This is a genomic window from Enterobacter cloacae (assembly GCF_013375935.1).
GTDB classification, from domain to species: Bacteria; Pseudomonadota; Gammaproteobacteria; order Enterobacterales; family Enterobacteriaceae; genus Enterobacter; species Enterobacter pasteurii.
In genome coordinates, this window is the sequence record NZ_CP056117.1 from 297455 (window position 1) to 311325 (window position 13871).

The 13871-nt window shown below is 57.2% G+C and carries 11 protein-coding genes, 1 pseudogene and 1 other annotated feature; of the genes and pseudogenes, 3 read left to right on the plus strand and 9 right to left on the minus strand.

The window, feature by feature from the left end; genetic code table 11:
* Positions 1-22: 22 nt before the first annotated feature.
* Positions 23-1936 (minus strand): molecular chaperone DnaK, encoded by a 1914-nt coding sequence (gene dnaK / locus HWQ14_RS01330; protein ID WP_176608741.1) that lies wholly within the window; start codon positions 1934-1936, stop codon positions 23-25.
* A gap of 294 nt (positions 1937-2230) precedes the next feature.
* Between dnaK and satP the strand changes: the two genes are divergently transcribed.
* Positions 2231-2797 carry an acetate uptake transporter gene (gene satP / locus HWQ14_RS01335; RefSeq protein WP_148420032.1) on the plus strand — a complete coding sequence of 189 codons (567 nt, stop codon included), beginning with the start codon at positions 2231-2233 and terminating at the stop codon, positions 2795-2797.
* Here satP and HWQ14_RS01340 read toward each other — a convergent pair.
* The 3 genes and pseudogenes from HWQ14_RS01340 to tal form a co-directional block, all read right to left on the minus strand.
* Positions 2774-4097, minus strand: a pseudogene (locus HWQ14_RS01340) (MFS transporter). The gene satP and the pseudogene HWQ14_RS01340 sit on opposite strands and share 24 nt — an antisense overlap.
* A gap of 122 nt (positions 4098-4219) precedes the next feature.
* Complete coding sequence (mog, locus tag HWQ14_RS01345; protein ID WP_176608742.1) at positions 4220-4807, minus strand: molybdopterin adenylyltransferase; 588 nt, start codon at positions 4805-4807, stop codon at positions 4220-4222.
* 112 nt (positions 4808-4919) lie between these two features.
* Positions 4920-5873: a transaldolase gene (gene tal / locus HWQ14_RS01350; protein WP_148420029.1), complete on the minus strand. Its 954-nt coding sequence runs from the start codon at positions 5871-5873 to the stop codon at positions 4920-4922.
* Positions 5874-6135: 262 nt separating this feature from the next.
* Between tal and HWQ14_RS01355 the strand changes: the two genes are divergently transcribed.
* Positions 6136-7566: an alanine/glycine:cation symporter family protein gene (locus HWQ14_RS01355; RefSeq protein ID WP_176608743.1), complete on the plus strand. Its 1431-nt coding sequence runs from the start codon at positions 6136-6138 to the stop codon at positions 7564-7566.
* Positions 7567-7632: 66 nt separating this feature from the next.
* Complete coding sequence (yaaA, locus tag HWQ14_RS01360; RefSeq protein ID WP_176608744.1) at positions 7633-8406, plus strand: peroxide stress protein YaaA; 774 nt, start codon at positions 7633-7635, stop codon at positions 8404-8406.
* A gap of 31 nt (positions 8407-8437) precedes the next feature.
* Here yaaA and HWQ14_RS01365 read toward each other — a convergent pair whose 3' ends face one another.
* The 5 genes from HWQ14_RS01365 to thrL all read right to left on the minus strand — a co-directional run bounded on the left by HWQ14_RS01365 (position 8438) and on the right by thrL (position 13806).
* Positions 8438-8725, minus strand: a complete 288-nt coding sequence (locus tag HWQ14_RS01365; RefSeq protein ID WP_176608745.1) for a DUF2502 domain-containing protein — start codon at positions 8723-8725, stop codon at positions 8438-8440.
* 247 nt (positions 8726-8972) lie between these two features.
* A complete protein-coding gene (gene thrC / locus HWQ14_RS01370; protein ID WP_148420025.1) occupies positions 8973-10259 on the minus strand; it encodes a threonine synthase in 1287 nt (428 codons plus the stop codon).
* 3 nt (positions 10260-10262) lie between these two features.
* The gene (thrB, locus tag HWQ14_RS01375; RefSeq protein ID WP_148420024.1) at positions 10263-11192 is read right to left on the minus strand and encodes a homoserine kinase; all 930 of its coding nucleotides are present in this window, start codon (positions 11190-11192) and stop codon (positions 10263-10265) included.
* A gap of 1 nt (position 11193) precedes the next feature.
* Positions 11194-13656 (minus strand): bifunctional aspartate kinase/homoserine dehydrogenase I, encoded by a 2463-nt coding sequence (gene thrA, locus HWQ14_RS01380; protein ID WP_176608746.1) that lies wholly within the window; start codon positions 13654-13656, stop codon positions 11194-11196.
* Between the two features lie 25 nt (positions 13657-13681).
* Positions 13682-13799 (minus strand) — a sequence feature (Thr leader region).
* Positions 13738-13806, minus strand: coding sequence for a thr operon leader peptide (gene thrL, locus HWQ14_RS01385; RefSeq protein WP_015572623.1), 69 nt, complete (start codon positions 13804-13806; stop codon positions 13738-13740). (Overlaps the previous feature by 62 nt.)
* Positions 13807-13871 lie beyond the last annotated feature (65 nt).

Genomic DNA, 13871 nt, shown 5'->3' on the forward strand with positions numbered 1-13871 from the left:
TAATTACCCTGCATCAGGGCGATTATTTTTTATCTTTCACTTCTTCGAACTCAGCGTCGACAACGTCGTCGTCTTTCGCGTTGTTCTGGGAAGCATCAGCGCCCGCCTGCTGCTGTGCGTGCTGCTGCTGAGCGATTTCCATCAGCTTCTGAGAAACCTGTGCCAGCTCCTGCATCTTCGCTTCGATATCCGCTTTGTCTTCGCCTTTCAGAGACGTTTCCAGCGCGCTCAGTGCAGTTTCGATAGCCGTTTTGTCTTCCGCTGGCAGTTTATCGCCCGCTTCCTCAACCTGCTTACGGGTGCTGTGCAGCAGATGGTCACCCTGGTTACGGGCCTGAACCAGCTCTTCGAACTTACGGTCGGATTCCGCGTTAGCTTCGGCATCACGAACCATTTTTTCGATTTCCGCTTCGTTCAGGCCAGAAGATGCCTTGATGGTGATCTTCTGCTCTTTACCGCTGTTTTTGTCTTTCGCAGACACGTGCAGGATACCGTCAGCATCGATGTCGAAGGTCACTTCGATCTGAGGCATGCCGCGCGGTGCCGGGTTGATACCGTCCAGGTTGAACTGACCCAGAGATTTGTTATCCGCCGCACGCTTACGCTCACCCTGAATCACATGGATGGTTACCGCAGACTGGTTGTCTTCAGCGGTAGAGAACACCTGGCTGTGTTTCGTTGGGATAGTGGTGTTTTTGTTGATGAGCGGAGTCATCACACCGCCCATGGTTTCGATACCCAGAGACAGCGGGGTAACGTCCAGCAGCAGTACGTCTTTCACTTCACCCGTCAGTACACCCCCCTGAACCGCAGCACCGATAGCAACCGCTTCGTCCGGGTTCACGTCTTTACGCGGCTCTTTGCCAAAGAATTCAGCTACTTTCTTCTGAACCATTGGCATACGGGTCTGACCACCTACCAGGATAACGTCCTGAATATCAGACACGGACAGGCCAGCGTCCTGCAGTGCAACTTTCAGCGGCTCGATGGAACGGTTAACCAGGTCTTCTACCAGGCTTTCCAGTTTCGCACGGGTCACTTTAATGTTCATGTGTTTCGGACCGGTCGCGTCTGCGGTGATGTACGGCAGGTTCACGTCGGTCTGCTGAGCGGAAGACAGTTCGATCTTCGCTTTCTCAGCCGCTTCTTTCAGGCGCTGCATGGCCAGCGGGTCGTTACGCAGGTCAATGCCCTGATCTTTCTTGAACTCGTCAACGAGGTAGTTGATCAGACGAGTATCGAAGTCTTCACCACCCAGGTGGGTATCACCGTTGGTTGCCAGAACTTCGAAGGTTTTTTCGCCGTCAACGTCGTCGATTTCGATAATAGAGATATCGAAAGTACCACCACCCAGGTCGTAAACCGCGATAGTACGGTTGCCAACTTCTTTATCCAGACCGTAAGCCAGTGCAGCGGCGGTTGGTTCGTTGATGATACGTTTTACTTCCAGACCTGCGATACGGCCAGCATCTTTGGTTGCCTGACGCTGAGCATCGTTGAAGTAGGCTGGAACGGTGATAACAGCTTCAGTTACCGGCTCACCCAGGTAATCTTCCGCGGTTTTCTTCATTTTTTTCAGCACCTCAGCAGAAATCTGCGGCGGTGCAGTTTTGGTGCCTTTCACATCAAGCCATGCATCGCCGTTATCTGCTGCGATGATTTTGTAAGGCATGATAGAAACGTCACGCTGAACTTCTTCGTCCTGGAAGCGGCGGCCAATCAGGCGTTTGATCGCAAACAGGGTGTTTTGCGGGTTTGTCACTGCCTGACGTTTAGCCGGCTGACCAACCAGAGTTTCACCATCCTGGGTATAAGCAATGATAGAAGGCGTGGTGCGATCGCCCTCGGCGTTCTCCAGCACACGTGCAGTAGTGCCATCCATAATCGCTACACAAGAGTTGGTAGTACCCAGGTCGATACCAATAATTTTACCCATCTAAACGTCTCCACTAAAAATTCAGTCAACATGTGGTTGTGTACCTGTAATAAGGGCAGAACGTGCTTTTTCAACTGCCCAGATTTGATTTTTTTCAGGTCCACACACTGCGGTTGCTTACAAGATGGGGTCGCAACGTCATCCATCAAGGGGGAGACATAAAAAAATTTTAATTTCACCCTGATGAGATCATAGACGGCGTCGATGCCGCCCATTATGATGCCGCGCCCCGTCAGGGAGAATTGACGCGGGTTTAACCATTTCACCATTTTGATGATGATTTTTTGAGGACTTATGGGCAACACTAAGTTGGCTAATCCGGCTCCGCTGGGCCTGATGGGTTTTGGCATGACCACCATTCTGCTGAACCTGCACAATATCGGGATGTTCCCGATGGACGGCATTATCCTGGCGATGGGCATTTTTTACGGCGGTATCGCACAAATCTTCGCGGGGCTGCTGGAATATAAGAAAGGCAATACCTTCGGCTTAACCGCCTTCACCTCTTACGGTTCGTTCTGGCTGACCCTGGTCGCGATTCTGCTGATGCCAAAAATGGGCCTGGCGGATGCGGCAAACGCCCACTTCCTGGGCGTATACCTGGGCCTGTGGGGCGTGTTCACCCTGTTCATGTTCTTCGGCACGTTAAAAGGCAACCGCGCGCTCCAGTTCGTCTTCCTGAGCCTGACCGTACTGTTCGCCCTGCTGGCAGTTGGCCACCTGGCGGATAACGAAGGCATCGTTCACGTTGCCGGCTGGATTGGCCTGGTTTGCGGCGCAAGCGCTATCTACCTGGCAATGGGTGAAGTGCTGAACGAGCAGTTCGGCCGCACCATTTTACCGATTGGTGAAAAACACTGATCCCTCTGTCGTGTCCGCCTCGCGGGCACGACATCCCTCTGACTGGCGCAGCCAAATCCCCAATACCAGCCCCATCAGCGATAACGCCAGCACGTACCAGGCAGGCGCCAGGGGTGACACGCCCATCAGTACCGTGACCACAATCGGCGTCAGCCCGCCAAAAATGGCATACGAGACGTTATAAGAGAAAGAGATCCCGGTGAAGCGAACCTCAGGCGGAAACGCGCGCACCATCACGTACGGTACGGCGCCCACCACGCCCACGCACAGCCCCACGATGCCGTACAGCATGAACAGCTGTTCAGGATGGCTGCCCGCAAGATGGTAGAACGCCCAGCTCGACGCGGCCAGCAGCAGGCTGCCGACAATAAAGGTCACGCTGGCCCCGAAACGATCCGCCGCCAGCCCGGCGGCCAGACAGCCAAAACAGAGCATAACGGTGGCGATACTGTTCGCCTGTAGCGTCACGGCAGGGGCGAAGCCGTACTGCTTTTGCAGCCAGACCGGCGACATTAAAATCACCACCACGATACCCGCCGACAGCAGCCAGGTCAGCAGCATCGACACCACCACCGCTTTTTTATGCCGCACCACCACCGTCTTCACCGGCAGCTCCCGGGCCAGCGCCTTGCGCTGCTGCATTTCCAGGAATATCGGCGTCTCCTGCAGCCAGCGGCGCAGATACATTGCCACCAGGCCAAACACCCCGCCCAGCAGGAACGGAATACGCCAGCCCCAGTCGTGAACGGCCTGCTGCGTCATGCTGGTATTGATGATGGTTGCGACCACGGAGCCAAGCAGGATCCCAATCGTCAGCCCTGCGGTCAGGGTTCCGCAAGCAATACCGATGCGGCGCGCAGGGACGTGCTCGGCGACAAACACCCAGGCGCCCGGCACTTCTCCGCCAATCGCCGCCCCCCTGAAGAATACGCATCAGCAGCAGCAATAGCGGGGCGATAATGCCCATTGAGTCATAGGTCGGCAGCAGGCCAATGGCCAGCGTCGGCACGGCCATCAGCAGGATACTGAGGGTAAACATCTTCTTACGCCCCACCAGATCGCCGAAGTGCGCCATCACAATACCGCCCAGCGGGCGCGCCAGGTACCCGGCGGCGAAAATGCCGAAGGTTTGCACCTGGCGCAGCCATTCCGGTATGTCCGCCGGGAAGAACAGTGCTCCCACCACGGCGGCGAAGAAGACGAAGATGATGAAGTCGTAAAACTCCAGCGCGCCGCCCAGGGCGGCGAGCGTAAGGGTTTTGTAGTCCTGGCGATTCAGAGGTCGGGTGTTATGTGGCATAGCGAACCATTGTGCATGTATTGTGGATTATTTTTTACAGTAATCGTAAAGAAAAAATTACTATATCGTAAATCCATTTACACGCTACTGCGGCTGGCGCTAATGTCACATTTTAGTTAACTTCAGGAGATTGTCTCGCGGCGAGCGCTTTTAGGGCGAAATGCTGCTACCACCTTGTCGTCCGTTTCCACGTACGGCCCGTCGAGCAACTGTATACAATACGGTACACTCGCGAATATACCGTGAACAATGACGCTGCCATCCTCGGCTTTTAACCCTTCCAGCGTCTCTTTGATCGACTTCGGCTGCCCCGGCAGGTTCAGGATCAGAGCCTGCTTGCGGATCACCCCGACCTGGCGGGAAAGAATTGCCGTCGGGACAAAGTGTAGACCGATCTGCCGCATCTGTTCACCGAAGCCCGGCATTTCACGGTCGGCGATTGCCAGCGTTGCGTCCGGCGTCACGTCGCGGCGCGCGGGGCCGGTTCCGCCGGTCGTCAGCACGAGGTGACAGCTCATCTCATCCACCAGCTCACACAGGGTCTGCTCGATGATCGGCTGCTCGTCGGGGATCAGGCGAGTCTGGATCTCGAACGGGGTGGTCAGTGCGCTGCGCAGCCATTCTTCGAGAGCAGGGATGCCTTTATCCTGATAAACACCGCTGGAGGCGCGGTCAGAAATCGACACCAGGCCGATGCGTAAGGTATTCATATCCAATTCATCCAAAAAGTACTGATTAACGGGAATGATACACGCAGAGAGGAATTTCAGACAGAGGCGGAGGGAGAAGACGCGTGACCGGCAGCCCGGTCACGCGGAATGATTACAGCAGGTCGCCGATCATTTTTTCCAGTTTTTCCTGGTCGACAGCAAACTTACGGATACCGTCCGCCAGTTTGTCTACCGCCATTGGATCCTGGTTGTGCTGCCACAGGAACTCGGATTCGGTGATGCGCTCAGGACGCGCCTTCACTTCGCCGGTGTAGGACAGCTTGCGCTCGATAGCACCTTCGCTTTCCGCCAGCTCTTTCAGCAGAGCAGGGGCGATGGTCAGGCGGTCGCAGCCCGCCAGCTCGATGATTTCACCGACGTTACGGAAGCTTGCGCCCATAACAACGGTTTCATAGCCGTGCTGCTTGTAGTATTCGTAGATTTCAGTTACGGAAATCACGCCCGGATCTTCAGACGCAGCGTACTCTTTCTTGTCGGTGTTGGCTTTGTACCAGTCCAGAATACGGCCCACGAACGGAGAAATCAGGTATACGCCTGCTTCAGCACACGCACGCGCCTGCGCGAAGGAGAACAGCAGGGTCAGGTTACAGTTGATGCCTTCTTTTTCCAGCTGCTCAGCAGCGCGAATGCCCTGCCAGGTAGAGGCCAGTTTGATCAGGATGCGGTCGTTGCTGATGCCAGCATCGTTGTACAGTTTGATCAGACGTTTTGCTTTGGCGATAGAGGCTTCGGTGTCGTAGGACAGACGTGCGTCTACTTCGGTAGAGATACGGCCAGGAACGAGTTTCAGGATTTCCAGACCGATGTTCACTGCCAGTTTGTCAGTGGCATCCACAACCTGCTGCGCGCGGTCATTGCTCTGTGCTTTCGCCCAGGTCACCGCCTCGTCGATCAGTTTGCGATACTCAGGGATCTGCGCAGCGTTAAGGATCAGAGAAGGGTTGGTTGTGGCATCCTGCGGCTGGTACAGCTTCATTGCCGCGATATCTCCGGTGTCAGCGACGACAGTGGTGAACTGACGAAGGGAGGTCAATTTATCCGTCATGATAGTGTTTCTCTTTTAACGTTCCCTGGATAATTCACACTACCGACAGCTTGCCAGCAGCGGAAAAATGACAGGTTTACTTGTTAGGGGGATGTAACCGGTCTGCCCTGATGATAACACGAGTGAGAGGCAGCGCAACCGCAGACAGTGCGCTTAGGCAGAGTATGATAAACTCAGAATATTAACAGGCTGCTAAGTAACGGCATGCCCAATCAGTGGTAGCGCTTACATATTCACGTTGGCATCAACAAGAGGGACGTTAGTGCCTGATTTCTTTTTCTTTATCAATGAAGTTCTCTGGGGTTCGATAATGATATACCTGCTTTCAGGAGCAGGTATCTGGTTTACGTGGCGCAGCGGGCTGATTCAGTTTCGCTATATCCGCAAGTTTGGCAGAAGTCTGAAAAACAGCGTCACTCCACAACCGGGCGGTCTGACCTCCTTTCAGGCGCTCTGTACCAGCCTCGCCGCCCGCGTCGGTAGCGGTAATCTTGCCGGCGTAGCGCTGGCAATCGGCGCCGGCGGCCCGGGCGCGGTATTCTGGATGTGGGTCACGGCCATCATCGGCATGGCCACCTCCTTTGCCGAGTGCTCGCTTGCGCAGCTCTACAAAGAAAAGGACGACAGCGGTCAGTTTCGCGGCGGCCCCGCCTGGTACATGGCTCGCGGGCTGGGAATGCGCTGGATGGGCGTCCTGTTCTCGATCTTTTTGCTGATTGCCTACGGCCTTATATTCAACACCGTACAGGCAAACTCCGTCGCCCACGCGCTGCGCTTTGCCTTCAACTGTCCCGAGTGGTTGACGGGCGGCGCGCTTGCCCTTCTCACCCTGCTGACCATTGTGACCGGGCTGAAAGGGGTTGCCCGCCTGATGCAGTGGCTGGTTCCCGTTATGGCGCTGCTGTGGGTGTCCACCAGCCTGCTGGTGTGCGCGATCCATATCGATGAGGTGCCCAACGTCATCGCCACCATCTTCAAAAGCGCGTTCGGCTGGCGCGAAGCGGCCTCCGGCGCGCTGGGCTACACCATTAGCCAGGCGCTCACGGCGGGCTTTCAGCGGGGGATGTTCTCAAACGAAGCGGGAATGGGCTCCACGCCGAACGCTGCCGCCACGGCCGCATCCTGGCCTCCGCACCCCGCCGCGCAGGGCATTGTGCAGATGATTGGCGTCTTCACGGACACGATTGTTATCTGCTCCGCCAGCGCGATGATAATGCTGCTGGCCGATGCCGTTGAGCAACCGTCCGGCACGGCCGGCATTCACTGGGTACAACAGGCGCTGGTCAGCCACGTCGGCGGATGGGGCGCGGGCCTTGTCGCGCTCGTGCTGGGGCTTTTTGCCTTCAGCTCCATTGCGGTGAACTATATCTATGCCGAAAACAACCTTATCTTCCTGAACGTCAATTCCCGCGTTAGCCGCACTGTACTTCGCGCGGGGGTGCTGGTAATGGTGATCGTCGGCTCCATGCTCAGCATGCCGATGGTCTGGCAGCTGGCGGACGTCATCATGGCGCTGATGGCCATCACCAACCTGACGGCAATCTTGCTCCTGTCGCCCGTTGTGACGCTCATCGCGCGCGATTATCTTCGCCAGCGCAAGCTCGGCGTTCCGCCCGTCTTTGATGCCTCGCGCTATCCCGAAATTGAGTCGCAACTCGCTCCCGGCACCTGGGATGATTTGCCGCGGCAATAACAGCTATCGATCAATTCAGGGCGATTTTTTGTTAAAGTCGCTCTAAATTTCCTGCAAGGACTGGATATGCTGATTCTGATTTCACCTGCAAAAACGCTCGACTACCAGAGCCCGCTCGCCACCGAGCGTTATACCCAGCCGGAACTGCTGGATTATTCACAACAGCTGATCCGCGAGGCGCGTAAGCTGTCCGCCCCGCAGATCGCCTCGCTGATGGGCATCAGCGATAAACTTGCAGACCTGAACGCCACCCGCTTCCATGAGTGGCAGCCGGACTTCACGCCGGCCAACGCCCGCCAGGCGCTGCTGGCCTTCAAAGGTGACGTGTATACCGGCCTGCAGGCAGAAACGTTTAGCGAAGCGGACTTCGATTTTGCCCAGCAGCATCTGCGCATGCTGTCCGGCCTGTACGGCGTGCTGCGCCCGCTGGATCTGATGCAGCCGTATCGTCTGGAGATGGGCATCCGCCTCGAAAACGCCAAAGGCAAGGATCTGTATCATTTCTGGGGCGATATCATCACCGGGACGCTTAACGCGGCGCTCCAGGCTCAGGGCGATAACGTGGTGATTAATCTGGCCTCCGATGAGTACTTCAAATCGGTGAAGCCGAAAAAGCTGAATGCGGACATTATCAAGCCGGTGTTCCTCGACGAGAAGAACGGCAAATTCAAAGTCATCAGCTTCTACGCCAAAAAAGCGCGCGGCCTGATGAGCCGCTACATCATTCAAAACCGCCTGACGAAGCCGGAGCAGCTTACCGGATTCAACAGCGAAGGCTATTTCTTTGATGAAGCATCGTCAGGGAAAAACGAGCTGGTGTTTAAGCGCCACGAGCAGTAAAACCAAACCCCGCCAGCTGGCGGGGTTTGCATTAATGGTGTTTGCGGTCCGGCCCCGGACGACGCTCGTCATGACGGTGATGGTCGTGACGGTCGCGACGTTCATCGTGCGGACGCCAGCGGTTATCGCGCCAGTCATAGTGTGCCTTCCACCAGTCATGGTCGCACCAGCGGCCGCCATCCCAGTAGTGCCCGCTATTGTCCCGATCGCCAATCTGCAGTTTTACCGCAGGCACGAGGGTGATCTCGGCTGCCTGCACCGCCATGGGAACGGCCAGCATCAGTGAAAGCGCGATGAGTGCAGGTTTCAGTGTAGACATCGATGACTCCTTATTCTTTTTGCCCAGCGTGGGCCGATGTAAGGAGAGTACGTGAAGGGAACGGGGGATGTTATTCTCTGCAATCCTAAACGCTAAGTGACCGCATTTATTGGGAATTTCTGCTTTTTTCCTGCTTATTTCCTCCTTAATTTCTTCACAAAAAAAAAGCCGGGTAGCGCTGCGCTTGCCCGGCCTCTGTTCAGAGCTGATGTGGATCGGGTCAGGCGTAGCCGCCACCCAACAAAAATTATCCGCGCGTCATCATCAGCTTACGCAGCGCCGCGAAATCTGCCGGCAGCTCATGGGAGAGTAGCGGCAGGTCGGCGCGCTCGGCCAGCTCTTTTGGCAGCGGCAGCGTTTCGCCCAGAATAGCTTCCACGCTCTCTTTGAACTTGGCAGGATGCGCCGTGCCGAGGAACAGGCCATACTCCCCCGGTTGAAGACTGTCGCGCAGCGCACGGTAGGCAATCGCCGCGTGCGGCTCAGAGGTATAGCCCACCGCCTTCAGCTCGCGCATGGTCGCTTTAGTGGTTTCGTCCGTCACTGCCGCATAGCCGAGGTCGCTCAGGCGCCAGATCTTGCGGCGGAAGAGTTCTTCCACGCGCGGCCAGTTGTTTGGCTGTGACACATCCATCGCGTTGGAGAGCGTCGCCTGGGTGGCGTTTGGCGCCCACTTACCGTCCTTCAGGAAGCGCGGCACGGTGTCGTTGGCGTTGGTGGCGGCGATAAAGCGCTTCACCGGCAGACCGAGCGATTTCGCCAGCAGGCCCGCCGTCAGGTCACCGAAGTTACCGCTTGGCACGGAAACCACCAGCTGATTGCGCGCCTCCTGCGGAAGCTGGGCCACCGCCTCGAAGTAGTAGCAGATCTGCGCCAGCAGGCGGCTGATGTTGATGGAGTTGGCGGAGTTCAGCCCCAGCGCTGCCTTCAGCTCTTCATCATCGAAGGCCTGCTTCACCAGCGCCTGGCAGGCATCGAAGTCACCGTCGATCGCCACGGTTTCAATGTTGCCGCCGAGCGTGCAGAACAGTTTTTCCTGCAGAGGGCTGATTTTGCCTTTCGGATAGAGGATCACCACGCGCACGTTTTTCAGGCCGTAGAACGCATGGGCGACCGCCGCACCGGTATCGCCGGAGGTTGCGGTCAGGATGGTCACCGGTTTGTCGCCGCTGATGTGGGTCAGCATCTGCGCCATAAAGCGACCGCCGAAGTCTTTGAACGCCAGCGTAGGGCCGTGGAACAGCTCCAGGCAGCCGACGTCCGGCTCCACCTGCTTAACCGGAGCCGGGAAAGCAAACGCCGCACGCACGCGCTCTTCCAGCAGCTCCTGTGGGATTTCATCCCCGATAAACGCGGAGAGAATTTTGGTGCTGCGGGTGACAAAGTCCTGCTTCAGCAGCTCGTCAATGTCGGTCAGCTGAAATTCCGGCAGGTCATGGGGGAAAAACAGCCCCTGATTTTTGCCCAGCCCCTGAGTCACCGCCTGCGCGAAGCTGACCTGCTCGTTATGATCTTTAAGGTTGTAGAGTTTCATTCGTTATCCCAGTACTCGTGCGCCAGCCGTGTCCAGACGGCAAATATGAACAAAGCCTTCCTGATTTTGCAGGTAGTGTTTAGAGAGCCAGTCCGCCACGCGCTGCGCGGTGTCTGGCTTGTCGCATAAGGCAAACAGCGTCGGGCCGGAGCCAGAGATGCCGCACGCCTGCGCGCCGATATCCATAGACGCCTGTCGCGCCTCGTTAAAGCCGGGCAGCAGCTTAGTGCGGTACGGCTCGGCAATAACGTCTTTCATCAGCTTCGCCGCCAGCTGCGGCTGACGGGTATAGCAGGCGTGGATAAAGCCCGCCAGATGACGGCCGTGGGCAATGCAGTCCTGACGACGATACTGCGCGGGCAGGATCGCGCGCGCTTCGGCGGTAGAAACTTTAATTCCCGGATAGGCCAGCACCCACAGCCACTCATCAAACCCTGGCACCTGCTGGCTGATGATGCCATTTTCTTCGATCATCAGCTGCATGCCGCCGAGGAAGCAGGGGGCGACGTTATCATAATGAATGCTGCCGGAGATGCGCCCTTCCAGCTCGCCCATCAGCGCCAGCAGGCGGCTGTTATTTAACGGCTTGCCGCAATGCTCGTTCATCGCCACCAGCGCGGCGACCACCGAGCAGGCGCTGGAGCCCAGCCCGGAGCCAATCGGCATGCTTTTTTCCAGCGTCATGGTCACCGGCACGCTTTTGCCGATCTCCTGACAAAAGCGCTCCCAGCACTGATAAACGATGTTCTCGCGCGGGTCAGACGGCAGCTTGCTGGCGAAGCGGCCCACGTTATTCAGGCTGAAGCTGTCTGCCGCTTCCACCGTAACCGTATCGCCCAGCAGCGAACCATCAACCGGCGTCACCGCCGCGCCCAGCACGTCAAACCCAACGCTCATGTTAGCGCTGGAAGCCGGGGCATAAACTTTGACCATGTTAAACTCCTAACTTCCATGACAGGGTACGCAGCAGATCGGCAAACACGCCCGCCGCCGTCACATCATTCCCTGCACCATAGCCGCGAAGCACCAGCGGCAGTGGTTGATAATAGTGGCTGTAAAACGCCAGCGCGTTCTCGCCGTTTTTCACCTTGTACAGCGGATCGTTGCCGTCCACTTCGGCAATCTTCACGCGGCACACGCCATCTTCCTCAATGTTGCCAACATAGCGCAATACCTTACCGTCATCACGGGCTTTCGCAACGCGAGCGGCAAAGGCGTCGTCCAGCTGAGGGAGTTTCGCCATAAAGGCATCAACGTCCCCGCTGCCGTCAAACTCCGCCGGCAGTACCGGTTCAATCACAATGTCCGACAGCTCCAGCTCGCGGCCGGTTTCGCGCACCAGGATCAGCAGCTTGCGCGCCACGTCCATGCCGGAGAGATCGTCACGCGGGTCCGGCTCGGTGTAGCCCAGCTCGCGCGCGGCGCGGGTGGCCTCCGACAGGCTCATGCCTTCATCAAGCTTGCCGAAGATAAACGACAGGGAGCCGGAGAGAATGCCGGAGAATCGCTGCAGTTCGTCGCCCGCGTTCAGCAGGTTTTGCAGGTTCTCGATGACCGGCAGACCCGCGCCCACGTTGGTGTCGTACAGGAACTTGCGGCGGGACTTGCTCGCCGCCAGGCGCAGCTGGTGATAGTAATCCATCGACGAGGTGTTGGCCTTTTTGTTCGGCGTTACCACGTGGAACCCTTCGCGCAGGAAGTCCGCGTACTGATCGGCAACCGCCTGGCTGGAGGTACAGTCGACGATCACCGGGTTAAGCAGGTGATACTCTTTCACCAGCCGGATCAGGCGGCCCAGGTTGAACGGCTCTTTTGCCTCTTCCAGCTCCGCCTGCCAGTTTTCCAGGTTAAGGCCATGAACGTTAGTCAGCAAAGCCCTGGAGTTAGCGATACCGCAGACGCGCAGATCGATATGTTTCTTCTTAAGCCACTCCTGCTGGCGCTTCACCTGCTCCAGCAGCGCGCCGCCGACGCCGCCGACGCCAACCAGGAACAGCTCGATCACCTGATCGGTGTTGAACAGCATCTGGTGAACCACGCGTACGCCGGTGGTGGCATCATCGTTATTCACAACCACGGAAATTGAACGCTCAGACGAGCCCTGCGCAATCGCCACGATATTAATATTGGCCCGCGCCAGCGCGGCAAAGAATTTGGCAGAAATACCGCGCAGGGTGCGCATGCCGTCGCCAACGACGGAGATCACGGCCAGACGCTCCTGAATGGAGAGCGGCTCCAGCAGCTCCTCTTTCAGCTCAAGGTAGAACTCTTCTTCCAGCGCGCGGCGGGCGCGCAGGCAGTCGCCCTGCGGCACGCAGAAGCTGATGCTGTATTCGGAAGAGGACTGGGTGATCAGCACGACGGAAATGCCGTTGCGGGACATGGCGGCAAACACGCGGGCTGCCATGCCGACCATGCCCTTCATCCCGGGGCCGGAGACGCTGAACATCGCCATATTGTTCAGGTTAGAAATGCCTTTCACCGGCAGGCCATCTTCATCCGAGCTGGCGCCAATCAGCGTGCCCGGCGCCTGCGGGTTACCGGTATTTTTAATCAGGCAAGGGATCTGGAACTGGGCAATCGGAGAGATGGTACGCGGGTGAAGCACTTTAGCGCCGAAGTAAGAAAGCTCCATCGCTTCCTGATACGACATCGACTTCAGCAGCCTGGCGTCCGGCACCTGACGCGGGTCACAGGTATAAACGCCGTCGACGTCGGTCCAGATCTCACAGCAGTCTGCGCGTAAGCAGGCCGCCAGTACGGCAGCAGAGTAATCGGAGCCGTTACGGCCCAGCACCACCAGCTCGCCCTTCTCGTTTCCGGCGGTGAAGCCCGCCATCAGGATCATATGGTCAGACGGAATTTTGCTCGCGACAATGCGGCGAGTCGACTCGGCAATGTCGACGGTGGATTCGAGGTAGTGGCCGACCGCCAGCAGTTTTTCAACGGGATCGATTACGGTCACGCCGTGTCCGCGCGCTTCCAGCACGCCCGCCATAATGGCGATAGAGAGTTTTTCACCCCGGCAGATCAGCGCCGCGTTGATGCTGTCCGGGCACTGGCCCAGCAGGCTGATACCGTGCAGGACGTGTTTGATCTGGGCAAATTCATGTTCAACGGTGGTTTTCAGCTGCGCCAGCGGGAAGCCTGGCTGAGCGTCTGCCAGCCCCTGCAGCAGTTCTGCAAAAATACGCTCGGCGTCGCTGATGTTCGGAAGTGCACCCTGGCCACCGATGGTTTTTTCAATCATCGCCACCAGGTGGTTCGTGATTTTGGCCGGGGCAGAGAGCACGGTGGCAACCTGCCCCTGCCTGGCGTTACTTTCCAGGATATCGGCAACGCGCAGAAAACGCTCTGCATTTGCCACTGACGTACCGCCGAACTTCAACACTCGCATGGGTTCTACCTCATTTCCTTTAGCCGAAAAAAAAGCCCGCACTGTTCAGGTGCGGGCTTTTTTCTGTTTTTCCTGTACGCGTCAGCCCGCATCGTTACCTGTGGTAATGATGATGGTTGTGGTAATGGTGGTGATGCTGATGCGTTTCATGGATGTTGTGTACTCTGTCATTATTATCTGTCTGTGCTGTATTCTTTTAGGGTTAAAGGATCGGG